At 55.1% G+C, this 25,398-nt stretch carries 20 protein-coding genes; 8 read left to right on the forward strand and 12 right to left on the reverse strand.

Annotation, left to right across the window (positions count from 1 at the left end):
• Positions 1–15 precede the first annotated feature (15 nt).
• The gene (leuB, locus tag EGT74_RS02450; protein ID WP_123844947.1) at positions 16–1,089 is read left to right on the forward strand and encodes a 3-isopropylmalate dehydrogenase; all 1,074 of its coding nucleotides are present in this window, start codon (positions 16–18) and stop codon (positions 1,087–1,089) included.
• A 59-nt stretch (positions 1,090–1,148) separates the two neighbouring features.
• Here leuB and EGT74_RS02455 read toward each other — a convergent pair whose 3' ends face one another.
• Both EGT74_RS02455 and EGT74_RS02460 read right to left on the reverse strand, forming a co-directional pair.
• Positions 1,149–3,137, reverse strand: a complete 1,989-nt coding sequence (locus EGT74_RS02455; RefSeq protein ID WP_123844948.1) for a putative porin — start codon at positions 3,135–3,137, stop codon at positions 1,149–1,151.
• A 30-nt stretch (positions 3,138–3,167) separates the two neighbouring features.
• Positions 3,168–3,980 carry a purine-nucleoside phosphorylase gene (locus tag EGT74_RS02460; RefSeq protein ID WP_123844949.1) on the reverse strand — a complete coding sequence of 271 codons (813 nt, stop codon included), beginning with the start codon at positions 3,978–3,980 and terminating at the stop codon, positions 3,168–3,170.
• Positions 3,981–4,173: 193 nt separating this feature from the next.
• On the opposite strand from EGT74_RS02460, the gene sucC reads away from it, so the two are divergent.
• From sucC to EGT74_RS02480, 4 genes are all read left to right on the forward strand, one after another.
• A complete protein-coding gene (gene sucC / locus EGT74_RS02465; RefSeq protein ID WP_123844950.1) occupies positions 4,174–5,388 on the forward strand; it encodes an ADP-forming succinate--CoA ligase subunit beta in 1,215 nt (404 codons plus the stop codon).
• 426 nt (positions 5,389–5,814) lie between these two features.
• Positions 5,815–6,837 (forward strand): DUF4407 domain-containing protein, encoded by a 1,023-nt coding sequence (locus tag EGT74_RS02470; RefSeq protein ID WP_123844951.1) that lies wholly within the window; start codon positions 5,815–5,817, stop codon positions 6,835–6,837.
• A gap of 61 nt (positions 6,838–6,898) precedes the next feature.
• Positions 6,899–8,797 carry a DUF4139 domain-containing protein gene (locus EGT74_RS02475; RefSeq protein WP_123844952.1) on the forward strand — a complete coding sequence of 633 codons (1,899 nt, stop codon included), beginning with the start codon at positions 6,899–6,901 and terminating at the stop codon, positions 8,795–8,797.
• 150 nt (positions 8,798–8,947) lie between these two features.
• Positions 8,948–9,355 carry an OsmC family protein gene (locus EGT74_RS02480; protein ID WP_123844953.1) on the forward strand — a complete coding sequence of 136 codons (408 nt, stop codon included), beginning with the start codon at positions 8,948–8,950 and terminating at the stop codon, positions 9,353–9,355.
• A 64-nt stretch (positions 9,356–9,419) separates the two neighbouring features.
• Here EGT74_RS02480 and EGT74_RS02485 read toward each other — a convergent pair whose 3' ends face one another.
• From EGT74_RS02485 to EGT74_RS02505, 5 genes are read right to left on the reverse strand one after another with little or no spacing between them, the layout of a single operon-like run.
• Entirely contained in the window at positions 9,420–10,040 is a 621-nt protein-coding gene (locus tag EGT74_RS02485; RefSeq protein WP_123844954.1) for a SprT-like domain-containing protein, read from the reverse strand.
• Positions 10,041–10,045: 5 nt separating this feature from the next.
• A complete protein-coding gene (locus tag EGT74_RS02490) occupies positions 10,046–10,441 on the reverse strand; it encodes a hypothetical protein (protein WP_123844955.1) in 396 nt (131 codons plus the stop codon).
• Positions 10,431–10,655, reverse strand: a complete 225-nt coding sequence (locus EGT74_RS02495) for an AtpZ/AtpI family protein (RefSeq protein WP_123844956.1) — start codon at positions 10,653–10,655, stop codon at positions 10,431–10,433. The genes EGT74_RS02490 and EGT74_RS02495 overlap by 11 nt, the downstream gene beginning before the upstream one ends.
• Positions 10,621–11,070 carry a bactofilin family protein gene (locus EGT74_RS02500; RefSeq protein ID WP_123844957.1) on the reverse strand — a complete coding sequence of 150 codons (450 nt, stop codon included), beginning with the start codon at positions 11,068–11,070 and terminating at the stop codon, positions 10,621–10,623. Before EGT74_RS02500 ends, EGT74_RS02495 begins: the two co-directional genes overlap by 35 nt.
• 57 nt (positions 11,071–11,127) lie before the next feature.
• Positions 11,128–11,523: a hypothetical protein gene (locus EGT74_RS02505; protein WP_123844958.1), complete on the reverse strand. Its 396-nt coding sequence runs from the start codon at positions 11,521–11,523 to the stop codon at positions 11,128–11,130.
• 309 nt (positions 11,524–11,832) lie between these two features.
• On the opposite strand from EGT74_RS02505, the gene porW reads away from it, so the two are divergent.
• Both porW and EGT74_RS02515 read left to right on the forward strand, forming a co-directional pair.
• Complete coding sequence (gene porW, locus EGT74_RS02510; protein WP_158617969.1) at positions 11,833–14,805, forward strand: type IX secretion system periplasmic lipoprotein PorW/SprE; 2,973 nt, start codon at positions 11,833–11,835, stop codon at positions 14,803–14,805.
• A 91-nt stretch (positions 14,806–14,896) separates the two neighbouring features.
• Positions 14,897–17,308, forward strand: coding sequence for a penicillin-binding protein 1A (locus EGT74_RS02515; RefSeq protein ID WP_123844960.1), 2,412 nt, complete (start codon positions 14,897–14,899; stop codon positions 17,306–17,308).
• 111 nt (positions 17,309–17,419) lie between these two features.
• Here the strand turns inward: EGT74_RS02515 and EGT74_RS02520 are convergent, their stop codons facing one another.
• The 3 genes from EGT74_RS02520 to EGT74_RS02530 form a co-directional block, all read right to left on the reverse strand.
• The gene (locus EGT74_RS02520; protein ID WP_123844961.1) at positions 17,420–18,364 is read right to left on the reverse strand and encodes a M20/M25/M40 family metallo-hydrolase; all 945 of its coding nucleotides are present in this window, start codon (positions 18,362–18,364) and stop codon (positions 17,420–17,422) included.
• Positions 18,365–18,414: 50 nt separating this feature from the next.
• The gene (yidC, locus tag EGT74_RS02525) at positions 18,415–20,271 is read right to left on the reverse strand and encodes a membrane protein insertase YidC (protein WP_123844962.1); all 1,857 of its coding nucleotides are present in this window, start codon (positions 20,269–20,271) and stop codon (positions 18,415–18,417) included.
• A 120-nt stretch (positions 20,272–20,391) separates the two neighbouring features.
• A complete protein-coding gene (locus EGT74_RS02530) occupies positions 20,392–22,047 on the reverse strand; it encodes a CTP synthase (RefSeq protein WP_123844963.1) in 1,656 nt (551 codons plus the stop codon).
• 377 nt (positions 22,048–22,424) lie between these two features.
• Between EGT74_RS02530 and EGT74_RS02535 the strand changes: the two genes are divergently transcribed.
• Positions 22,425–22,946, forward strand: coding sequence for an acyl-CoA thioesterase (locus tag EGT74_RS02535; protein WP_123844964.1), 522 nt, complete (start codon positions 22,425–22,427; stop codon positions 22,944–22,946).
• A 665-nt stretch (positions 22,947–23,611) separates the two neighbouring features.
• Here the strand turns inward: EGT74_RS02535 and EGT74_RS02540 are convergent.
• Entirely contained in the window at positions 23,612–24,031 is a 420-nt protein-coding gene (locus tag EGT74_RS02540; RefSeq protein WP_220392795.1) for an L-rhamnose mutarotase, read from the reverse strand.
• 10 nt (positions 24,032–24,041) lie between these two features.
• On the reverse strand, positions 24,042–25,367 hold the full coding sequence (locus EGT74_RS02545; protein WP_123844965.1) for an alpha-L-fucosidase: 1,326 nt from the start codon (positions 25,365–25,367) through the stop codon (positions 24,042–24,044).
• Positions 25,368–25,398 lie beyond the last annotated feature (31 nt).

Below are 25,398 nucleotides of genomic sequence, written 5' to 3' on the forward strand. Positions count from 1 at the left end.
ACTCACACAATACGAATGGCAACGAAACATATTTTAATTGTTCCAGGCGATGGAATAGGACAGGAAGTAACGGCGGTCGGCAAAAAGGTGCTGGAAAAGATAGCCGCCAGATTCGGCCATACCTTTACTTACGACGAAGCGCTGATCGGCCACGTAGCCATCGAGGCCACCGGCAACCCGCTGCCCGATGAAACGCTGGAGAAAATGCGGAAATCCGATGCTGTATTGTTCGGCGCCGTAGGCCACCCGAAGTACGACAACGACCCCTCCGCGAAAGTGCGCCCCGAACAGGGCCTGCTGAAAATGCGCAAGGAACTCGGCCTTTACGCCAACCTGCGCCCCATCAAATTATTCGACGAACTGCTGGGCGCGTCCAGCATCAAACCGGAAATCCTGAAAGGAGCCGACATCCTCTTTTTCCGCGAGCTGACCGGTGATATCTACTTCGGTGAAAAAGGCCGCAAGAACAATGGCGACACCGCTTTCGACATTGCCGAATACAGCCGCTACGAAGTGGAGCGCATCGCCCGCAAAGCGTTTGAAGCCGCCCGCACCCGCCGCAAAAAACTCTGCTCTGTAGATAAAGCCAACGTGATCGAAACATCTCGCCTGTGGAGGGAAGTGATCCAGAAAATCGCGCCCGAATACCCCGACGTGGAAGTGGAACACCAGTTCGTAGACGCCACCGCCATGCTGCTGATCAAAGATCCCCGCCGCTTCGACGTGGTGGTGACCGCCAACCTGTTCGGCGACATCCTGACCGATGAGGCCTCCCAGATCGCAGGCTCCATGGGCATGCTGGCCTCCGCCTCCATCGGCGACGGCACCGGCGTGTACGAGCCCATTCACGGCTCCGCGCATGACATCACCGGCAAAGGCGTAGCCAACCCGCTCGCGTCCATCCTGTCCGCCGCCCTGCTGCTCGACATTTCGTTCGGCATGAAAGCGGAATCGGAAGCCGTGATCAGCGCGGTAGACCAGGTACTGAAAGCCGGCTTCCGCACCCGCGACATCGCCGACCAGCAGACGCCGGCCGACAAGATCCTCGGTACCGAGGCCATCGGCGAAGAAGTGCTGAAGTTTCTGTAAGCAAATAAATACTCAATAACAAAAAAGCCTTGCACTCCGCAAGGCTTTTTTTAATGTTGTTAGTTGATGAACCACCATCTCAACCCGATGCGCAACGCAAAGTTGTTGGCAGGATAAAACGGCGCCGTCATGTTATTGTCCCACAGGAACGTATTGAGGTTCTCCGTGCGCACATACGCCGTGAAGGATTTGATTCGGAAATGTACGAACGCCGCCAGGTCGGGATAGTTCGAAATATTATACCGGCGCTGGTATACGAACTGGCTCAGCACCGGGGAATAATCGTCCGCGTAATACGGCGTGTTGTACTTGGCCTCGATACCTGTGTAAAGGTTCAGGTTTTTGAAGAGGCGCGCGTTGTACGCCATGCGTGCCCGGGCCCATACGGTCGGCAATTGCAGCGGCGAATCGCCGATCACCCGCTGGAATGCGAAGTTCGCATCCAGGGTAAAACTTTTGATGTCGAGGCGTTTGTAAGCGACGATCTGCAACAGGTTGAACAGCCCGGCAAACTGATCGCTTTCCGTATAACTTTTGAAATAGGTGTATTTGTTGAACAGGAAATAATTGGCGGCCACATTGTATTTCAGCCGGCGGTTGTCTGCCTTGAACTGCAGCTGGGTGATGTTTTCCTTGCCGAGGTTATTGTTTTCGTATACCGTAAAGTGGTTGGTGCCGAAATACCGGTTTACGTACGACGGCTCCTTGTTCACGTTGCTGAACATGAAGCTGATGTTGCCCAACGTTTCGTTCAGGTACCGGCTCAATACACCGCTCACGGCGTAATCCCCGATGTTTTCGCCGAGGGTGTACAGCTCGCCTTTGGCAGACAGGTCCCACTTCTGGTTGCGGGTTTTATTGCGGTATTCGCCATGCACCCGCATGTTCGAAAACTTCGTGGTGGCCGTCAGGAAGTCGCCCTGGATATAGTCGAACCCTGCGCCCAGCCGGATGAAGTGCGCCATATTGCCCAGTACGGGAAAGGAGATCAGCGAAAGGTCGTTGCTGAGCACGCGCCAGCGATGGCGGGTAAGCACCGTGTCCTGGCCAAAGGCTTCCGGCCACAGCTTCAGTTTGTAGTTATTGACATAATACAGCGAATCGGGGTTCAGGTCGATGAACTCATACGTGTTCTGCGTGTAGCTGAACGTATGTTCCACCCTGAACCGCGGGTCGAATTTATAATACTCGGTGGTATCGTTCACATGCACGGTATCGCCCCTGCCCCAGTCGAATTGCTGGCGCAGCAGAATGCTGGCTTCCTGGTAATCGTTCTTTACGGGGATGTTGGTGTTGAAAAACGCACTGGATTGCGCCGTACCGCCACCCATTCTCGTGGGGATGAGGCGGCGCCGGTTATACTCCGGGTCGCTTAACGACACCGTGTCCACAATCCCCCCGTTTTCACCGGCGTTGAGCTTGTTGAGATAATAGCTCATGAGGATGTGGTACCGTTTATTCTGGCTGTTGTAGTGGGCCGTTACTTTGTAATTGTCGTGATTGGTGGCCTGCGCGCGGAAATAACCCGGCGAGTTGATTTTGCGGTAGGCGAAATGAAAATTGAACTTGTTTCCGCGGTTCTGCGTGTGCATCAGGTTGATCATCTGCTCCTGCTGCCCGCCGATGAGGTAGCCCAGTTCGGAATACGGACGGTTGGTATTGAAGAACTGCGCGTTCTGGTGGTTGTAACCGTATACGTCGAACGAATGGAAACCGGGGTCGAAACCGGGGATCATCCGGGGCGTGAAGATGAGGTTGCGCGAGGCGCTGCCGTTGTTGCCCAGGTTGATGAAGGAGCCGGGCACCCCGAGGTAGTTCAGCGAGAAGTCGGCCACCGACGAATCGAGCATGAAGTCCGTAGGCTCGCCGAGGTACCGGTAGCGGATGGTGAGCGTGTCCGGCTCGTGATCATGGGAGGATGTGTCCCGCTGCATACGGGAATTGCCTCCGCCACCACCGCCCACCGGGAGGCGGTTGGTATTGAATTGCGCTTTCAGGGCGCCGCCGGTGCATACCAGCAAAAGAAAAACGATCGTGAAATGCCTCATCCTGATGATTCGTGTAGGGCCCGCAATTCTCTACAATTGTCGGACCAATTCGCTGAAAATATATGTTAAATGTGGTTCTGCTGCTTTGGCGGCTGCCAGTACCTCTTCGTGGGTGATCACGTTCTCTTCCTCGCGTATGCCGATGTCTGTGATGACGCTCATCGCGAACACTTTCAGGCCGCTGTGCACGGCCACGATCACTTCGGGCACGGTGCTCATGCCCACGGCGTCGCCGCCGATGACGTGCATGTATTTGTATTCGGCGCGGGTTTCGAAGCTGGGCCCCTGTACGCCCACATACACGCCGCTGTGTAAAGATATGCCTTTGGCGGCAGCAATGTCCCCCGCTTTGGCGATCAGCGCCTTGGTATAAGGCTCGCTCATGTCCGGGAAACGGGGGCCGAGCGCGTCGATGTTACGGCCGCGCAGCGGGTGCTCCGGCTGCAGGTTGATATGATCGGTAATCACCATCAGGTCGCCCACCTTGAAATGACGGTTCATGCCGCCGGCCGCGTTCGAGATCAGCAGGGTATGAATGCCGAGGGCCTTCATGACCCTGACCGGGAAGGTCACCTGCTGCATGCTGAGGCCTTCATAGTAGTGGAAACGGCCTGCCATAGCCACTACCGGGCGTCCGCCCAGGCGGCCCAGGATGAGCCTGCCCGCATGCCCTTCCACCGTTGCCGGCGGGAAATGCGGAATGTCGTTATACGAAATCTCCACCTTGTCGGTAATATCCGCCGCCAGGTTGCCCAGGCCGCTGCCCAGGATGATGCCCACCACGGGGGTTTCCGTGACGGACCGTTGTATGTAAGCGGTCGCTTCCCTGATCTGTTCCAGCATTAGCCTAGTTTTATGCCCGGCAAAGTTAATTCTATAAACCATACCATCAGCCAGCCCCCAAGAATTCATCCGGCCAAACCGGGCGCCATCCGTTCCCATGGCCGCAGGGGCCGCTCCGCCCGGCAATCGGTAAGATAAATAATACACGGATAAAACATAAAATGACTAAATTAGCGCCCAAATTTAATTACCGATGAATTTACACGAGTACCAGGCTAAAGAACTGTTGAAAAAATATAACGTACCGGTACAGGAAGGTATCCCGGTAGATACTCCCGAAGCGGCGGCAGAAGCTTATAAGCAACTGAAAGTGCAGTTTGGCAACGAGTTTGCCGTAGTTAAAGCTCAGATCCACGCCGGTGGCCGTGGTAAAGGCAAAATTAGAGGTACTGAACAGCGCGGTGTAGCGGTGGGAAAAAATTCAGAAGACGTTAAAACCATTGCCGGCAACATCCTTGGCGGCACCCTGGTAACCATACAGACAGGCGAGGCCGGTAAAGTGGTGAATAAAGTACTGGTGGCGCAGGACGTGTACTATCCCGGCCCCAATCCCATCAAGGAACTCTACCTCTCCATCCTGCTCGACAGGGCGAAAGGCCAGAACGTGATCATGTACTCTACCGAAGGTGGTATGGACATCGAAGAGGTGGCCCACAACACCCCGGAAAAAATATTCAAGGAGTGGGTTCACCCCGGTGGCGGCCTCCAGCCGTTCCAGGCCCGCAAAATCGCTTTCAACTTCGGTTTGAGCGGTGAAGCTTTCAAAAACATGGTGAAGTTCGTGACCAACCTCTACAACGCGTACGTAGGCCTCGACGCCGCCATGCTCGAAATCAACCCCCTCTTCAAAACCAGCGACGAGAAAATCATCGCCGTGGATTGCAAACTGAACCTCGACGATAACGCCCTGCTCCGCCATCCCGACCTGGTAGCCCTGCGCGACATCACCGAAGAAGACCCCACCGAAGTGGAAGCCGGCAAATTCAACCTCAACTTCGTGAAACTCGACGGTAACGTAGGCTGTATGGTGAACGGCGCCGGCCTGGCCATGGCTACCATGGACATGATCAAACTCTCCGGCGGCGAACCGGCCAACTTCCTGGACGTAGGCGGTACCGCCAACGCACAGACCGTGGAAGCAGGTTTCCGCATCATCCTGAAAGACCCGAAAGTAAAAGCGATCCTCATCAACATCTTTGGTGGTATCGTTCGCTGCGACAGGGTGGCCCAGGGTGTGATCGACGCCTATAACTCCATCGGCACCATCAAGGTGCCCATCATCGTGCGCCTGCAGGGTACCAACGCTGCCGAAGCCAAACAACTCATCGAGCAGAGCGGCCTGAAAGTACAGTCCGCCATCCTGCTGAGCGAAGCGGCCGAACTGGTGAACAAAGCAGTAAGCGCCTAAGCTGAAAAGAATAATACTATTTTGAAAGTGCTCCGGTGATCCGGGGCACTTTTTTTATGTCAAATATTACTTACTTATACTATATAACCACCACAACTCCACATCATCCCCACACCATCTCCACGTTATGTCCACATCAAGTCCACCTATCTCCCAATTAACCCTTTGTTTACACTGTGTTTTCCTCCTGTGTAACACCGTAGATCCAGCAGCAACGGTACTTCCCCGATAATGTCAAATTAGTACCATCCTGCTCAAAAACCGGTAAAAAAACATCAGTATAGCAAACCCCTGATTCAACACAAAAACACCGCTGTTCATCCCATTTCCAACATGGCATGATAAAAAACCTTTACCTTTATGGCCCATCCTCCTTACTACCCGAAACATGACCGGTTATTGGTTTCCCATTAACACAGCCATTTCATGTTAAGAATCAGACAGTTTTTCCTCATTTGTTCCGGCGCCCATTTGCCGCTGCTTCGCCGCGCGCCCGCCGAGCTCAACAAGTACGCCGGTATCGGCGGCACCGTATTTTTCACCGGCCTGCTGGCCGCACTGTCTGGCGGGTACGCCCTATGGACGGTGTTCCGCCAGCCCTGGGCGGCCGTGCTCTTCGGCCTCGTTTGGGGGCTGATGATCTTTAACCTCGACCGCTACATCGTGGCCAGTATGAAAAAACGGGAACGCTTCGGGCAGGAGCTGTGGATGGCCACCCCGCGTCTCATCCTGGCCGTGCTCATCGCCATCGTGATCTCCAAACCCCTGGAACTGCAGATTTTCGACCGGGAAATACAGGCGGAACTGGTGATCATGGAGCAGCAGAAGTTCAAAACACAGGAGGAAAAGGTCAAAGAACGGTACCAGTCCCGCACCCAGGAACTGAATGCCCGCCTGCAAACCCTCCAGCAGCAGATCAATGCACAGACCGCCCGCCGCGATACGCTGATGCTGCTTGCCCAGCAGGAAGCCGACGGTACCGGGGGCTCCCGCGTGAAAAACCTGGGGCCCATCTACAAGGCTAAAAAAGCAGATGCGGACAGCGCCACGGCCGCCCTCGCCCTTCTGCAGCAACGCCACGGCGACCTCCGCAAGGAACTGGCCTCGCAGGACTCCACGACCGCCGCCGCCGTTACCCAGTTGAAACGTACCAGTCTTGACGGCCTCGCTTCCCGCCTCGAAGCGCTCGGCACCCTCACCCAAAACAGCGAGCCCATCCGTTGGGCCAACTGGTTTATCATCCTCCTGTTCATCGCCATCGAAACCGCGCCGGTATTCGTGAAGCTCATTTCTCCCCGCGGGCCATACGACGATCTGCTGGAACAGCACGAGTACGCCTTCATCATGCACAAAAAGGAAAAGAAAGCCATCCTCTCCATGGAAACCGAAGAGCGCATCGCCAAAGGCGCCATGCGCACCGGCCAGCGGGTGGAACAGGCCATCGTATAATTTTTTAACAGGAATTTATGGAATCAGGCGGCCTGCCCGCATCCTTCCATAAATTCCTGATATGAAAAAACTGTACGCCCTGCTCACGATCGTGGTGGCTGCTAACGTGCAAGCCCAAACGAAGAAAGTGACGGTTCATTCCACCATCGATCACGTGACCGTTTATACGCAGGGCGCGCAGGTGCAGCGCTCGGCCACTACGTCTATTCCCGCCGGCACCACCACGCTCGTGTTCCCGCAGATATCGCCGGAGCTGGAAGAAAAAAGCATCCAGGTGCAAGGCCGCGGCGCGTTCACCATTCTTTCCGTGGCGCGCGACCGGAACTACCTGCGCAACCAGGCCCCCAATGCGGACATCCGGCAGCTGCAGCAACAGCAGGATGCCCTGGAAGAAAAACTGACGCGGGAAAACAACCGCCTGAAAGTATATACGCAGGAAGAAAACATGCTCACCAAAAACCAGGAGATCCGCGGCGCCAACACCGGCCTGAAAACGCAGGATCTCCGCGAGGCCATGGACTTCCAGCGCAACCGCCTGACGGAGATCCTCGACCTCCAGATGGCCATCCGCAGGAATATCCGCGACATCACGGACCAGATAGACCGCCTGGAAGCGCAGCAAAGCGCACTGATGGCGGGCAGCGACAGTTCCACGAGCGACCTGCTCATCACCGTATCCGCCAAAGAAGCCATCAGCGGCGGTTTCAGCCTGAGTTACCTGGTGAAAAACGCCGGCTGGTATCCCAATTACGCCTTGCGGGTAGAAAGTATCAGCCGCCCCCTGGCGATGGAATACAAAGCCAATGTGTACCAGCAGTGCGGGGAAGACTGGAAGAACGTCAAACTCCGCCTGAGCAGCGGCAACCCTTCGGAAAGCGGCCAGCGGGCCGAACTGCAGCCCTGGCAGATGCGTACGTTCAACTCCCGCGCGGACATGCTGAACGCCCGTTCCCTGTTATCGCGCACCGGCAACAGCGAGGCGCGCGGCGTGGTGACGGACGGCAGCGGGCAGCCCCTGCCCGGCGCGTCGATATTCGTGCCGGAGCGCAGCATCGGCACCACCACCAACGAAAACGGCGCGTTCAGCCTCCAGCTGCCGCCCAATGTGCGCTCGCTGAACGTGGCGTATATCGGTTTTGCGAACCAGACGGTGAATGTAACGGGCTCGCCGCTGCGCATCACCATGGTGGAAAGCAAAAGAACGCTGGATGAAGTGGTGGTGGTAGGGTATAGTTCACAACGGAAAGTGTCGGCGAGCCTCGCCGGCGCCATCAAGGGCATCAACATCAAAGGCAAGAATCAAACGACGCCCCCACCCACCATCCCGCTGGATGTGACCACCACTTACAAGCCCACCACCGTCAGCTTCGAAATCATCAACCCTTACACGATCCCTTCGGACGGCAAGGCTTACACCGTTACCATCCGCGATATGGAGATACCGGCCATTTACGAGTACCACACCGCACCCAAGACCGACCTCTCCGCCTATCTGCTGGCGGGCATTACGGGCTGGGAAGAACTGAACCTGATGGAAGGCGAGGCGAGCATTTATTACGAAGGCGCTTACCTCGGCAAAACGCTGCTCAACCTGCAGGAAGCGTCAGACACGCTGTTCGTGTCGCTCGGCAAAGACAAGAACATCGTGATCAACCGCAAACTGCAAAAAGACTATGCGCGGCACCAGTTCCTGAGCGGCGCGCAAACCATTACCCACAACTGGGAGATCAGCGTAAAAAATAATAAACGGGAACCGGTGCGGATACTGGTGGAAGATCAGCTGCCCATTTCCACGCAGAAGGAAATAGAGATCAGCAAAACGGCTTACCCCGGTGCGCGCCTCGACGAAACCACGCAGCAGGTGACCTGGGATTTGCAGGTTGCCTCGCGGGAAGAGAAAAAAATGCAGTTGCAATACGCGGTGAAATTCCCCAAAGACAAGGTGGTGAACTTCGATTAACGTCCGGCGGAGATAAGCCTGCCCTGGCCTGTGCGTACAATACAGGCCGGTCAAAAACACATTCACTGGTAATGCATGTTAACCCTCCGTCCCGGGCATTGGCCCGGGACATTTGTTTATGACCCCAACTTTGCGTAGATTAAACATATTATGCAAGTACACCTGAAAACAATCCACGAAAGCAGTGCCGCCGCCGGTTGGGCGGGGCCGAGGAGCCTGGTGATAGACCGTACGCCAAGGGCAGGCGGATTGGGCATCGGGTTTAGCGGAGAAGAGCTCTTCATGATGTCGATCGGGGCGAGCCTGTGCAACGATCTGTACAGGGAGGCGGCCATCCGCGGCATCGAGCTGCAGCACGTCGAGATCATCATCAACGGCGACTGGAGCGGGGAACCGGCGCAGGCCCGCAACCTCCGGTACGACATCAAGGTGCAGTCGAACGCGCCGAGAGAAGCCACCGAAGAACTGATCAAACACACGGACCACATCGCGGAAATACCGCATACGCTCAGGGCCGGCACGCCGGTGAGGCTGAATATGATGGAGATTTCAGGGTGATTTTTCCGGCAGGGGCTTTACCGTGAACTGCTGCGGCCGGGCGGCCGCAGGGATAATGTGTATTTTACTCGCTGACCAGTTCCACTTCATACACCGGGCTGAAAAGATAGACCCGCCGGGTGTCCACTTCCTCGCAACGGAATCTTTTACGGATGCGCTCGCCGCGGCGGAATATGCGCCCGTCCTTGGTCCTGAACAACTGGCCCGGGGGCAGCTGCTCCACCAGGTAATGGTTTTCCTTTTTCCGGTCGTACCGCTTCAGCACCCGCATCAGGTCTTCGTCAGCGCAGGAGCTGGCGGCCGGGTTGTGCAGGCTGTCGCGCACCGCCGCTTCCACATCGGGCGGCAGGTAATTTTTACCAACGAATTCGCGGAGGATTTTACTGTATTCCTGTTTCCATTCCTTTCCGTGGGCCGATACGCGGTTGCCGTATACCATGAACGTCACCAGGTGGGCGATTTCATGCAGCAGGGTGAGCAGGAAGGCGTATTTGTTGAGCCCGCCGTTGATGCTGATGCGGTGGCCCTTGTTTTCGTAAGGGTGCCTGTAATCGCCCAGTACGCTGGCCCTTTCGCGGGTGATGGTGAGATGTACCTTGAATTCCGTGATATAGGCGATCACCTGCTCGAACGTACCGTCGGGCAGGTAACTCGCTAATGCATGTAAAGGTGCTTCTTGCTTCAACGCCTTCAGGATTTCTTTTGCCGCATACTTTTACGGTACAGGTGGATGGTTTCAAACACCGTGTACACGAGGTAAAAGAACATGAACAGGAAAATCGTCGCCTTGTTCACGTTTTGCCGGTTCATGAAGATGTATACCGCAATACATGCCACACAAAGCATCAGCTTGGCCAGCGTGGCCGCATAAACGGCACGCACCATGGCATTGGGATTGTCTGCCGACATCCCTTTGCTGCCCAGTGAATAACTGATCATGGTAATGAGCGCGAGGGCGACGTTGCCGCCCATCAGCACGGGAAACTGCACGCCCAGCGATTGCAGGAGCCAGCCCTTTAATAAAAACAGTGCCGCCGAGATCAGGATGAAAACGACTGCCAGCCATTGGATAAACTTATCGGTCATGCTTGCCGGTATCTTTTACAATTTGCCACAAAAGTAGGGCTAATGCGAGTAAAGAAAAAATGATCATGAAGAGCGGGAAACGCATCCCTATCCACTGATCCAGCATATAGCCTCCCCATAAGGCGATACCAATGGCTGCCATCATTTGAAAAGCGAGTCCGGCGTAACGCCAGAGCAGGTTATGCGGTTTCTTCCTCGAGGACGGGTCTTCCATATTTGGAATCCGAGTGTTTTTCTATTGATGAATGTGAGGGCTGCGGCGCCTCAGCGGGGTCCATATAACAACGCCCGTTGAATTTCACCGAAGGCTCCATCTCGAAATGGGCGGTGTAAATATCTCCCTTGATCACGGCATTGCCTTTCAGGAATAATAAGTCTTCCACTTTGATGATGCCGGTCACTTTGCCCAGGATGTCCGCACTCTGGCATACCAGGTCGCCCGTGATCTCGCCTTCAGGGCCTACCACGATCTTCGCTTTCGTGGTCACCACGCCGTTCACGCGCCCGTCTATACGAATGTCCCCTTCGCACTCGATATCGCCGTGGATGGAAGTGCCGCTGCCAATCAGGTTGATGTTGGAGGTGGGCATCAGGCTTTTGCCTTCACCTTTCTTGCTTTGGTTAAACATAGGTTCTCAGGTTTTTCTGTTTTAAATAAAGATAGCTACAAGATAGTTAAAAAATATTTAATAAGTACTGTTATCCACTTTGGGCACCTTTAACATGTTGGTGTCCAGCTTGATATTGCCGCCAATAACATTCTTCAGGTTGTCGAGGTACCGGTCGCGGCTCGAGATCGCCCTTTCCAGGGAGTCCGTCCGCATCCGCAGCTGGATGATTTCCTTGCGCTGCTTGAGATCGCCGTAGCCGGGGATGTAATACCGCAGCGGCGTAAACACCACCGTGGCCACGGTAATGGCCACCAGTAACACAAACAGGGTGCTCAACGCCACGTACACACTCATGCGCGACAGGCGGAAGGCGGTCACCTCCTCATACGTGTCGTCGTTCATGATCACCAGCCGGTACTTGTGGTTCAGCCGGTCCAGGCTCCGCCCCTTGTGTTTATCGTCCAAAGCCATCTTTCAGTTTCGAATTAGAACAGGTAAAATACATGCATACACACTGTCAGAAGCACATACATGCGGGTAATTTGCAAAACGAATGTAAAAATATGATAATAGATTCAGAATAAAGGTGTAAAATAGCAAGTTCGTTCAAATTTATTTATAAAATAATGGTCATTTTCTATTTCCCCGGATTCGGGCCCAAATACACATTTCAAATTCATAATTGTTCAAATCTTCGCTATCTTTAAAATATTTTCGCTGTTTTACTGTTATATAATATCGACCCTGATATTTTTCATGAATTGTTCTAGATCCTTATATATGCGCGCCTGGTGGTTGAGTTTGACGTTGTGCACGGGGGTGCTGGCCGCATTTGGTCAAAATCAGGCGCCGGCCAGGCCCGCCAAACAGGAAGACCGCCGCCCGCCTTCTGAAAAAATGGCCGAGAAGCCTTTCACTTTCAAGCGTAAAGTGGTGCAGAACACCGTTACGCGCTACAACTATTATTACCACGCCAAACTCAAGCTCGAAGCGATCCTGAAGGGTATCAACCGCGAGCGCCAGGATAATTACAACGTCTTTCTCCCCTTTTACCCCTTTACGGTAGAAAAACTCAACCTGAACACCAACGATCTCGACTCCGTGATCCAGAAAGCCTCGGTGGCCGTGCAGATCCACGACCCGCGCGGGCGCTGGATAGACGATTGTTACCTGCTGGTGGGCAAGGCCTACTATTACAAGGGCGATTGGGAAAACGCCTCCAATACGTTCAAATACATCAATACCACCTTTGCCCCGAAAAAGAAATCGGAGTACAATACCGTGGTGGGCCGGAGCGAGGATTCCCGCATTTCCGTGGCCACCCGCGAAAAGGAAAAAAGCTGGTTCAACCGCTTCAACCACAAATCCGCCCGCAACGAGGCTTTCCTCTGGCAGGCGCGCGTGTTCCTGGAGCAGAAACAGTACGACGAGGCCCGCAGCCTGCTCAACATCCTGGAAGGCGACCCGTTTTTCCCGAAGCGCCTCGAAGGGCAGCTCGCGGAAATCCAGGCCTATCGCTTCTATAAACAGGGCCTGTACGCCGAAACCATCGACCCGCTGGTGAAAGCCATCAAAAAAGGCAACAGCGGCCGCGACCAGAAAGCGCGGATGAGCTTCATCCTGGGGCAATTGTACGCCTCCCAGGGCCGCCTCGATTCGGCCATGAACGCCTTCCGCGACGTGATCGCCTACAAGCCGGACGCCACCATCGACTTCAACGCCCGCGTGCAGATCGCGCGCTGCAACACCAAAGCTAACGGCGGCAGCCTCGAAGAGAGCATCGCCGCCCTGGAAGGCATGCTGCGCAAGGAACGGTTCATCCCCTTCCGCGACGCCATCTACTACAACATGGCCGTGCTCTGCGCCAACGAACAGCCGGAGCGGGCCCTCGAATATCTCGCCAAGGCCCTGAAAGTGGAAAGCGCCAACATGCTCCAGCGCACCCTGACGTTCAAAGGCATCGCCGACATCCATTATTTCCGGAAAGACTATGCCGCGGCCCAGCGGTATTACGACAGTACGGCCGCCGTGATGGGGCCGGAATTCGAGGAAGCGGAACTGGTGAACACCCGCAAGGAGGCCCTCGGCGACGTGGTGGCCCGCACCCGCCTCATCCGCCAGGAAGACAGCCTGCAGTACATCGCCAGCCTGCCGCCGGCCATGCGCGACTCCCTGCTGTCGCAGCAGCTCAACGCCATCCGTACCGCCCGCACCGCGCCGTCTGAAAAAGAAAAAGGCCGCAAGGGCAACAACACCGAAACGAACAATAACGCCTTCAACCCGAACTTCCCCTCCACCAGCGGTTATGCGCCCAGAACGGACGAGGGAAGCGGCGACTGGTATTTCTATAATCCCGCCAGCAAATCCACCGGCTACACCGAATTCAAGCGCCGCTGGGGCAACCGCCAGCTGGGCGATAACTGGCGCCGCAGCCAGGGCGCCGGCGTGGCGTTCAATGCGCCTGTGGCCACCAATACGGAAACTCCCGCCCCCGGGGATGTGAGCGCCGCCATCGACCGGATGCCGACCGACAGCCTCAATACCAGCGCACTGGCCGCCAACCTGCCCCTGACGCCGGAGAAACTCGCCGAGTCGCGCAACAAACAGATGGACGCCTGGTACGAGCTGGGCAAACTGTACCACGATAAACTCAACGATCCCCGCGAGGCCATCGCCTCGTACGATTCGCTGCTGATACGTTTCCCGGACAATCCCCGCAAAGCGGAAATTCTCTATTCCCTGTATGTGTGGCACGACCGGCTGAACCATACCCAGCAGGCGCAGCGATACAAACAGATGGTGCTCACGCAGTTCAGCGGCACCAACTACGCCAACATCCTGCAATTCGGGCTGCCCAAGGATGAAGACAAGGAGAAAAAGCAGGCCGTGAGCATGATCTACGATTCCGCGTACATCGCTTACCTCACCGGCCGTTACGATACCGTTTTCCAGCTCAAAAAGCACGCGGACTCCACCTACGGCTATTCTTCCCTGCAGCCCAAATGGGACCTGCTGGAGGCCATGGCCCTGATCAAAACACAATCCGACAGTACCGGCAAGGCCGCCATCGGCGCGGTGATCGCCAAATATCCCGGCGAGCCCGCCATCCTGGGCCAGGCCAACGCCATCATGGACGCCCTCAACCGCAAAGCCGAGGTGACCGATTACCTCAGCCGGCTGGAATTGCGCCGCGACAGCACGCAAGCCGCCAGGGTGGACGAAAACGTCACCATGCGGTACCCCTGGCAGAGCCCCACGCCGCAGTTTGCACTGGATTCCGCCCGCATAGCGAAGGCAAAGGCCGATTCCCTCGCAGCGGTGGCCGCCAACCTGCCGCCGCCCCCGCCACCGCCGCCCGTAACGCCGTATAAACTCGGCGACGAAAAAGCCGCCGTGCCGCATTTTGTGGTGATGTATTTCAACCGGGTCACCAAGGTGCTGGTAGACGAGGCCGTGACCCAGTTCTCGAAATACAACGCCGAAAAACACGCCGGCGAGCAGCTCGAAACGAGCAGTTTCGTGCTCACGCCCACCGAGATCATGGTGATCATACGGCTGTTCCCCACGGAAGAAAAGGCCCTCACCTACTTCGACGAGGCCGTGCGCTCCGCGTCCACCGTCATTGTGCCCAGGATCCGGCCTTCCGAGTATAAATTCTTCATTATTTCCAGGGAAAACTTCATCCTGCTCAACAATACAAAAGACATCGAGGGCTATCGCAAATTCTTTGGCAACAACTACATAACGGAATAATATTTGCACATACAGTATTGCACCCTGGCCTATGAACTCCGGGGGAAAATGAATAATTTTGCACTATAGACTGTTTCACATAAAATAATATATGAGAAAATCCATCAAGATATTATGGGTGGTATTCGGCAGCGGCGTAGCGCTGTTCCTGCTCCTTTTACTGCTCATCAATCTCCGGCTGATCGGGCATATGCCCAGCCTGGAGGAGCTTGAAAACCCGCGTACCGCGCTGGCCTCCGAGGTGATCGCGGAAGACGGCACCATCATGGGGAAGTTTTACCAGGTAGACCGTTCCAATATCGAATACAAGGATATTTCCCAGAACGTGATCAATGCCCTGCTGGCTACGGAAGACCGCAGTTTTTACGACCATTCCGGCATCGACCCGAAAGGCACGGCGGCCATCCCGTTTTACCTGCTGGTGGGTAAAAAACGCGGTTCCAGCACCATCACCCAGCAGCTGGCCCTCAACCTGCAGGCCGACGTGGAAGGCAAGGCCCGCTCCCGCAACATGCTGGTGCGCGCTTTCCAGAAACTCTCCGAGTGGGTGATCGCCATCAAACTGGAAAGGAACTTCACCAAAAAAGAAATCATCACCTTATACCTGAACACCGTTACTTTCGGCGATAACGTGTACGGCATCGAAAACGGCGCCCGCACGTTTTTCAGTAAAGACCCCAGCCGGCTGAGCGTGGAAGAGGCGGCCATGCTGGTGGGACTGCTGAAAGGCTCCACCGTGTTCAACCCGCGGAGGAACCCGCAGAACGCCCTCAACCGCCGCAACACCGTGATCGAAAACATGGTGGAAACCGGTTACATCACCAAAGCCGAGGGCGAGGCCGCCAAAAGCCGCCCCATTGCGCTGCGCTACAACAAAATAGACCACAACAAGGGCCTGGCCCCCTACTTCCGCGAAGTGCTCCGCGCTGAAATGAAGGAATGGTGCAAGAACCATAAAAAAGCCGACGGCACCGAATACAACCTGTACCGCGACGGCCTGAAGATCTACACCACCATCAACCCGCGCATGCAGCTGTATGCGGAGGAAGCGGTGGCCAAACACCTGAAAGACCTGCAGAAATCCTTCTACCAACAGAGCAATATCAAAACCGGCAGCGTGTGGACCAAACGCGAGGACGCCAAAAAAGACCTCGTGAAATTCATGAAGGAATCCGACCGGTATAAAACGATGATGGAAGATGAAGTGCCGGAAGAAGATATCATCAAATCGTTCAACACCCCTACGAAAATGAAGGTGTTCGCCTGGCGCAGCTTCACCGATCCCGAGCAGAACGAGATCGATACGGTGATGACGCCGATGGACTCCATCAAATATTCCCGCGCGGTGCTGCAGACCGGCTTTATGGCCATGGACCCTGAGAGCGGCGAGGTGAAGGCATGGGTAGGCGGCCCCGATTTCCGCTATTTCAAAAACGACCACGTGTTCAAAACACGCCGCCAGGTGGGCTCAACATTCAAACCCTTCCTGTACTGCTTCGCGCTCATGAACGGCTTCAGCCCCAACACGATGCTGCCCAACGAACCGGTGACCATCGGCAACTGGACAGTGAGCCGCAACTCCGAAGGCAGCGTAGGCGGTTCCATTTCCATGGCGGGCGCATTGGCCAAATCGCTGAACCTGGTGAGCGTATACCTCATCAAACAGTTCGGCGCACAGGCTTTCGCCAACTTCGCCAATTCGAAAATCGGTTTTGAATCCAACAAGATAGATCCCTACCCGTCCATCTCGCTCGGTGTTTCCGAGCTGTCGCTGTTCGATATGATGCGCGCCTACACCATGTTCCCGGCGCGCGGCGTGATCACCAAACCGGTGTACATCACCCGCATCGAAGACCGTAACGGCAACATCCTCGAAACGAACGTGCCGGAGAAACGCGAAGTGATCAGCGAAACGGATGCCTACACCATGGTGAAAATGATGGAAGGCGTGACCACCTCCGGCGGTACGGGCGCACGCCTGCGTTTCCGCTACAACATCCCCGGCGAAATAGGCGGTAAAACCGGCACCACCAACGATAATACGGACGGCTGGTTCATCGGTTACACCCCGCAGCTGCTGGCCGGCGCATGGGTGGGTTGCGAAAACAACTACCTCCGTTTCGCCAGCACGGCCCTCGGCCAGGGCGCCAACACCGGCCTCCCCATCTGGGCGCTGTTCATGCAGAAAGTGTACGCCGATAAAACACTTGGCATCGATCCCAGCTCTACTTTCCCGGTGCCGGCCAATATGCGCAACGACCTGTACTTTAACTACGAAAGCAACGTACAGCCAGGCGCGGAAGCCGAAGACGTAGGCAACGGCGCCGCCAGCGACTACGAAACCATCGATGTGAGAGACTACGGTGAACCGGCGGAACCGACGAAAGACACCCCGAAGGAAAAAGAACCGGTGAAGAAAGACGAGAAAAAGAAAGATGAAACCACCACTCCCGGCACAGGCCCCAAAGCAGTGATGCCGCCGAAGCCGAAAAATAACCAATAAAAAAAAGCGGGTGTATCGACAAGATACACCCGCTTTTTTTATGTGTGCCGGATGGCTTATTTACTACGTACCGGGCCATTGAACAGTGGCTCCGGAAGGTATGCCTGCCAGCTATTTCTCCGCAGCAACCGGCGCAGGCTCACCCTTGTACTCCAGCTTCTGCTTTTTCATGGCGTTGTTGATCAGCTGAATGGCAATCTTGAGAATGCCCGCTTCCGCGCCCGCGTCCACTTTGGGCGCATCGTCGGTGGGTTTGTGATAGTCGTCGTGCCCGCCCGTATGCAGGAACAGCACCGGTACGCCCGCCACGTAAAAACTGTTGTGGTCGGAACCACCACGGCCCGCGCCATCGGTGAAGTATTTGATCGTATCTGCTTTTACGTCTTTGAAGATCTCCGGCCATTCCACCGCGGAGGCATACCCGCCGATGCCCACACCGCGCGCGGGATTGTAACGGCCGATCATGTCCATGTTCAGCATGAAGTGGATATTGTCGAGCGAATCGACGGGATGCTGCGTGTAATACTTCGAGCCCTGCAGTCCCAGCTCTTCGCCGCCGAATGCGATGAACAGGAAGTTGAACGGTTCCTTCTCCCCGTTCTTCACGTAATACCGCGCCAGTTCCAGCAGGCCGGCGATGCCGGAGGCATTATCGTCCGCGCCGTTGTGTATCTGCCCGATGGGGTACCGCCCGTCGAACAGGCCGGCCGTGCCCAGGTGGTCGTAATGCGCGCCGATCACGATCGTGTAGGCGGCGGCGTTATCGAGATACCCGATCACGTTGCGGCTGGGGATGTTGAGGTGTTTGTTACGGTTGAAATTGAAGGGCTGGTAAAATGCACCGTTATTGCCGGGCTCCAGGCCCAGTTTCTGAAACTGCTGCGCCACGTAGCGGCTGGCCTTCTGCCCGCCTTTTTCGTTGGTGCCGCGGCCTTTCAGTTTGTCTGACGCGAGGTACTGTACCGTTTTTGTAATCCTGCCTGCCGACGGCGCATAGTCCTGCGCTGCGCTGCAAAAGCCCGTCGCTAATAGTCCGGCTAATAAAATAACTCTCATGTTCACTGTTTAAACAATAAAGGCCCCGGTTTTCGGGGCCTTTATTCGGTTTATTTCTTTTTCGTTTTTTGCATGTCCTGTTGCCGTTTCTGCATTTCTTCCAGCCTTTCCGCCCACTTGCTTTTGCCTGCCGGCTTCAGCTTGTTGGCCTGGATTTTTGCGTGGATCTTGTCGTGGTTGATGATGAACGTCTGTATCACCCACTGCAGCAGGATGCTGATCACGTTACTGAGGAAGTAGTAATACGTCAGCGCCGCGGCCATGCTGTTGAAGATACCCAGCAGCATCACGGGGAATACGTACGGCATGTATTTCATCACGGGGTTGCTCTGGTCGGTCATCCCCCTGTTATAGAAGGCCAGCACGAGGCTCGTGATGGTCATCAGGATGGTGAACAGGCTGATGTGGTCGCCGTAGAGCGGGATGGTAAACCCGAAGTTGTAAATGGAATCGTAGGTAGACAGGTCTTTGGCCCAGAGGAAACTTTCCTGCCGCAGCTCGATGGACGAGGGGAAGAAAGAGTACATCGCTACCAGGATAGGCAATTGCAGCAAAGCCGGCAAACAGCCTCCCAGCGGGTTTACGCCGGCGCTGCGGAAGAGTTTCATCTGCTCCATGCCGAAGGCCTGCTGATCGTCTTTATGTTTGGCGCGCAGCTCATCCAGTTCGGGCTTCAGCACTTTCATCTTCGCGGCGGACACATAACTCTGGTAAGTGAACGGCGCAATGATGATACGGATGAAGATGGTGAGCAGCAGGATGATGAGACCGTAGTTGGAGGTCAGCCCGCCGAGGAAGTTGAACACGGGAATGATGATCCACTTGTTCACATATTTTACGAAAGCGAAGATGCCGGTGCCGAGGGGAATGATTTTCTCCAGGCTCACATCCATCGACTTCAGTGTTTTATAGTGGTTGGGACCGTAGTAGATCTCCATCGGGAAACTGAAGCTGGAAGCCCCGTTGTACGGGATGGCCAGCGTGGTCATTTCCTGCCCTACGATGTTGCCGCTCTCCGGTACTTTGCTGTGGATCTCGGCGGAAGCGAAGTTTTCTTTTTTCGCCAGCAGGGTCACGTTGAAGAACTGCTGCTTGAAGCTCAGCCACTGCAGGGGGCCCAGTTTCTCTTCGGCGCGGTTCTGCAGGGTGAAATAATCGTGCTCCTTATCGGCCAGGCGCCAGTGCATCTGGTTGTTCAGGCGCTCCTGGGTCATATCGTGCTCCTGGCGGTCTGCCTGGCTGTTCCACTGGAACGGCACGCTGCCTTTCGGCAGGTCGGCCTGCATGCCCACGGCGTTGATGGTAAAATCTACCAGGTAGCTGTCGGGCTTGAGGGTGTACACGTATTCGATATACTGGTTGGCGCCGCTGTTCTTATTGAGGCGGTAGGTGATGCGTTGGCCGCCGTCGGTTGTTTTTTCGGAGGTAGCGGGCGCAAAATACAGGTCGGCCGTATTGAGCTCGCCGCCTGCGGAGGGGAATTTCAGGCCCATCCGGTTAAAAGAGCCTTTCTGCAGGTAGAGGGGCTGGCCGTCGGAGGTTTTGAATTCCTTCAGCTGGTTTTTGCCTTCCTTTTCGGAGGTCTGCAGCGCTTTCAGCTGCACCGTTTTGGGAATACCCCCTTTATTGGAAAAGGTGAGCTTCACCAGATCATTTTCCAGTACAGTTTCCGTTTCGCCGGCCAGGGCGTCCTGGCCAAAGGCCGCCACGGGACGGTTGGAGTCCACCACCGCAGCCAGTGCAGTGTCCAGCTTAACCTGTTCTTCCTTGGGTTTATTCAGATTGGCAATAGAATCCTGACGAGCTTTTTCCAGCCGTGCCGTTTCCGTTGATTTCTGGTTCCAGAAAATATAACCGATCAGTAAAGCTCCTAACAGAACAAAACCAATGACCGAATTTCTATCCATGTCGAAAATTAAAATTTAAGGAGCAAAGGTAATATATAAGGGATAATGATGTACGCCTTCCGGCAGATGATATTGTTAAAGTTCCATCTGCGGGAGGGCGCACGTCATATGTAAAAATTATTAATCGTGTATAACCTTCTCTTCGGTGGCCTTAGCCTTGCCGTTTTTGCTTTCCGCAAAGGTTTTGGCGGCATTGATAAAACTCACGAAGATGGGGGCCGGGCTTTCCACGGTGCTTTTCAGCTCGGGGTGGAACTGGCCGCCTATAAAGAAGGGATGGGAGGGCAATTCGATCATTTCCACGAGGCCGGTTTCCGGGTTTTTGCCGGAAGCGACGAGGCCCGCCTGTTCCATTTGTTCCAGGAAGTCGTTATTGAACTCGTAGCGGTGGCGGTGGCGTTCGCTGATGGCGGTAGCGCCGCCGTAGATGGCGGAAGCCTGTGAGCCGGCCTTCAGGTCGCAGGCATAAGCGCCCAGGCGCATGGTGCCGCCCATTTTGGTGATCTTTTTCTGTTCTTCCATCAGGTTGATCACCGGGTAAGGCGTTTCCGGGTTCATTTCGGTGGAATGCGCCTCACGCAGGCCGAGCACGTTACGGGCGTACTCTACCACGGCCATTTGCATGCCGAGGCAGATACCGAAGAAGGGCAGGCTGTTTTCGCGGGCATACTGGATGGCCGTGATCTTGCCTTCGATTCCACGGTGGCCGAAACCGGGTGCTACCAGCAAACCGTCGAGGTTTTTCAGTTTCTCGCACACGTTTTCAGGCGTAATATGTTCGGAATGAATATTTTGTACGATCACCTTGCACTCGTTCACCGCACCCGCATGGATGAATGATTCGAGGATGGATTTATAAGCGTCCTGCAGCTCCACGTATTTACCGATGAGGCCGATGGTCACTTTGGTTTTGGGATATTTCAGCTTATCGAGGAACTCGCGCCATTTGATCAGCTCGGGTTCTTTTTCCACGGGCAGGTTGAGTTTTTTGAGGCAGATCACATCGAGTTTCTCGCGCATCATTTCCAGGGGCACTTCATAGATGGTGCCTACGTCGTTGGCCTCGATCACCGCATCTACCTGCACGTTACAGAACAGGGCGATCTTTTTCTTCAGTTCGCGGTACATGGGCTCTTCGGTACGGCATACAATGATATCCGGATGTACCCCGTTTTCGCTCAACAGCCTTACGGAGTGCTGCGTGGGCTTGGTTTTCAGCTCTTTCGCCGCGCGCAGGTAAGGGATGAGGGTAAGGTGCACCACCAGGCAATCTTCTTCCCCGAGCTCCCACTGGAGCTGGCGAACCGCCTCGATGTAGGGGAGCGACTCGATGTCGCCCACGGTACCGCCGAGCTCGGTGATCACAATATCGTATTTGGCATCTTTGCCCAGGAGCAGGATGCGGCGTTTGATTTCGTCTGTAATGTGGGGGATCACCTGTACGGTTTTACCCAGGTAAGCGCCTTCGCGCTCCTTGTTGATCACCGTCTGGTAAATGCGGCCGGTGGTCACGTTGTTGGCCTGAGAGGTGGGCGTATTGAGAAAACGCTCATAGTGCCCCAGGTCGAGGTCGGTTTCGGCGCCATCTTCGGTTACATAACACTCCCCGTGCTCATAGGGGTTCAATGTCCCGGGATCCACATTGATATATGGATCGAATTTCTGAATTGTCACCTTAAGGCCGCGTGCCTGCAATAGTTTTGCGAGGGACGCTGCGATAATTCCTTTACCCAATGAGGAAGTAACACCTCCCGTAACGAAGATATATTTTGCCATAAAAAACTAATGTTCCCGAAATTTTACTTGACCTAAAGAGGAAGTGATGCCGGACTGTTTGGTGTATCCTGTCAAGTAATTTACTTCCGTAAGGTCATGCAAAGTTACACAAATTTGCTGCGCACCCAAGTCTATTTTTCCGGGAGCCATGGCCCATCCGCGTCAAACCCGCTACGGTATTGCGTTTCAAAAAAAATTCCTTTTGCCGCGCGGTTGTACTTTCCGGGGGCGCCGTGGAAAGCGGGAAATTCTGCCGCCATTCCCGTAAATTTGCGGGCCGAAGCCGGGCATGAGAATTATCCCTCCGGGGAAAGTTTCGTGCAAGGCGCCAGCCGGCTGCCAGCAGCCGATTATTAACGGAAAGAAATACGACCGATATGACCTTAACGCCCAAAAAGGCACAGGATTCCCTGATTCAGATGACCGAACTGGTGCTGCCTAACGACACCAATACCTTTGGCAACCTCATGGGCGGCCGCCTGATGTACTGGATGGACATCGCCGCCGCACTGGCCTGCATGAAACACTGCGCCGCCCCGGTGGTGACCGCTTCGGTAGACAATATCTCCTTCGAAACCCCCATCAAGCTGGGCAACGTGGTACACATAGAAGCCATCGTCACCCGCGCCTTTACCACTTCCATCGAAGTGCACATGCGGGTATGGGGCGAAGACCCGGTGCTGCAGTACCGCTACAAATCCAACGAAGCCTTCATGACCTTCGTGGCCCTCGACCCGAACGGCAAATCCAGGCCCGTACCGCCGGTGGTCCCCGAGTCGGAGGAAGAAAAAAAGTTATATGAAGGCGCGCTCCGCCGCCGCCAGCTCCGCCTTATCCTCGGCGGAAAAATGAAACCGGCGGATGCAGGGGAACTGAAAGCGCTGTTTTACGAACAATAATCCGTTTCGAGGAAAACCGCTGACGACAGGTTTTCTTTACATAACAAAGGCCGGGGCAGGAACATCGCTGCACCGGCTTTTTTGTTGACCGTACTCGCCATCGGGCCGTCTGCTCCCCTCCGGCTGCTACGATCGTCCAAATTCCGGCAACCTCTCCTGCATATTGATCGTTCCGGCCGTCGGGCCGTCTGTTTCCCTCATTCCGGTTCGATTTTCCATTTCAGGGAGGCTTGCGATGATTCCTGTCCCGGCCCTTATGTTCATCGGGCAGTCTGTTTCCTCTGGTCAGTTACTCTTCCACTATAAGAACGCCTGCGATTATTCCCGACCTTTACATTCATCGGACAGTCTGTTTCTTCTGGTCAGTTTGATCTTCCATTTCAGGGATGCCTGCGATGATTCCTGCTCCGGCCTTTACATTGACCATTGCTGTCATAGGGAAATCTGTTCCATCTGGCCAGTTTGATCTTCCATTTCAGGGAGGCCTGCGATGATGCCTGCTCCGGCCTGTACATCGACCATTGCTGTCATAGGGAAATCTGTTCCATCTGGCCAGTTTGATCTTCCATTTCAGGGAGGCCTGCGATGATGCCTGCTCCGGCCTGTACATTGACCATTACGATCATCGGCCGTCTGCATATTATTGCTTTCCTCCTGCAACCCACTCAGGGAATGAACATCAGCTCTTCCATCCCGCTCCACGTTTCCCCTTTCGCCGCCGCATCGGGCAACGGCAGCTGCATCGGCGCGGTTTCTTTCCACCACCGCTGCGTAGTAGAATCGGCCGCCATCTTTTCCATGTCGGCCTCAAAGTTGTCTCCCGTATATTCGAAGTAACTGAAAAGGTAATGCTGACCGGCGATTTCCCTGAGGTAGATGGAATAGTTCCGGATGTTGCACGCCCTGATCTGGCGCACCACCCCGTCCCATACCGCCGCGTGCAGCTTTTTATAGTCGTCGATCTTTTCGGGCCTGATGCCGGTAACCATCGCATAGCGCTTCACATTCCCGGAGCCGCCCGGTTGTGTGCAGGCCGCCACGAACAGCGCGCAGGCCATGATGCAAATACGGATATAGATTTTCATGCGCGTAAGATTATATCACCTGAATATCACTGGTATCACCGTCGAGCTCCAGCACCACGATGTAGTTGCCGGTGGAGCGGGCCGGCAGCGCGAGGCGGATGTTACCGTCCTGCTGCTGTACGTCCACAGCGCTCCCGTGCAGCACCGATGCTTTTAGTACTTTCCTGCCGGGGATGTTTTTCAATGCGAGGGAGGTCTGCCCGGGCTTCAGCACGTGCAGGAAGATCCTGTTGCCCTTCCTGGTAGCGGCATATTCGTCCGTGGGCGCATAAGGGCCGCCCATGGTGCCGTACACCGCTTCGCCGTTCTGCTTCAACCAGTCGCCGATCTCTTTGAGGCGGGCTACCTGCCGGGCTTCGATGCGGCCGTCCGGCATGGGGCCTACGTTGAGCAAAAGATTCCCGTTACCGCCCGCAGTTTTGGAAATGATATCGAGGCAGGTGGGCAGCGTTTTCATGGCATCGTTCGGTTTCCACGACCATTGTTTGCAGATGGTAAAACAACTTTCCCAGGGCGTCACCATGTTCATCCGGCCCACCACCTGTTCGGGCGTATCGTAATCGCCGATCATCTTCTCCACGTCGATCTTTTTGTTGTCGGTAGCGGCTATTTCTTTTCCCAAACGATTGTTCACAATCACATCGGGCTTCAGTTTTTTCAGGTAGGCGTACATGTCCCTGCCGATCTCATCGGTCCAGGGCGACTCCCAGCCGCCGTCGAACCACAGCATATACGGATCATATTTTTCAATCAGTTCTTTCAGCTGGTTTTTCATGAAGGCCACATAACGGGGCATGTCCGCCTTGGGATCGATTTTACCGCCGGTGATGTGCACGGGATAGTCGGGGTGGTACCAGTCGAGGATCGTATAATAAATGCAGAAGCGGATGCCCTGTTTCTTGCAGGCTTTCGCCAGCGCGCCGACGATGTCTTTTTTGTACGGCGTGTTCATGATGTTGTAAGACGTATATGCCGTAGGCCAGAGGCAGAAACCGTCGTGGTGCCGCGCCGTGATGGTGAGGTATTTCATGCCGGCGTCTTTGGCCGTTTTCACCCAGGCGTCTGCATCGAACAGTACGGGGTTAAATTCCTTGTACAGCTCGTCGTATTCCTGCTGCGGCACCTGCTGGCCGCGCGACCAGCCAATTTCCGTTCCGCGCAGGCTCACCGGCCCCCAGTGAATGAACATCCCGAAACGAAGGTCCATGAACTCCGCCATCACGGCAGGGCTTGTTTTCACCGGTGCAGTACCGGCATACTGGGCCCGGAGCCATGTGCCGGACAATACAATCAACAATACAAGGCATGAGATTTTTTTTACCATAACAGTTTTCATTGTGGTGGTTTAAAAGAGTAACATCTAACGG

It is taken from the genome of Chitinophaga lutea, from assembly GCF_003813775.1.
Taxonomy (GTDB): domain Bacteria; phylum Bacteroidota; class Bacteroidia; order Chitinophagales; family Chitinophagaceae; genus Chitinophaga; species Chitinophaga lutea.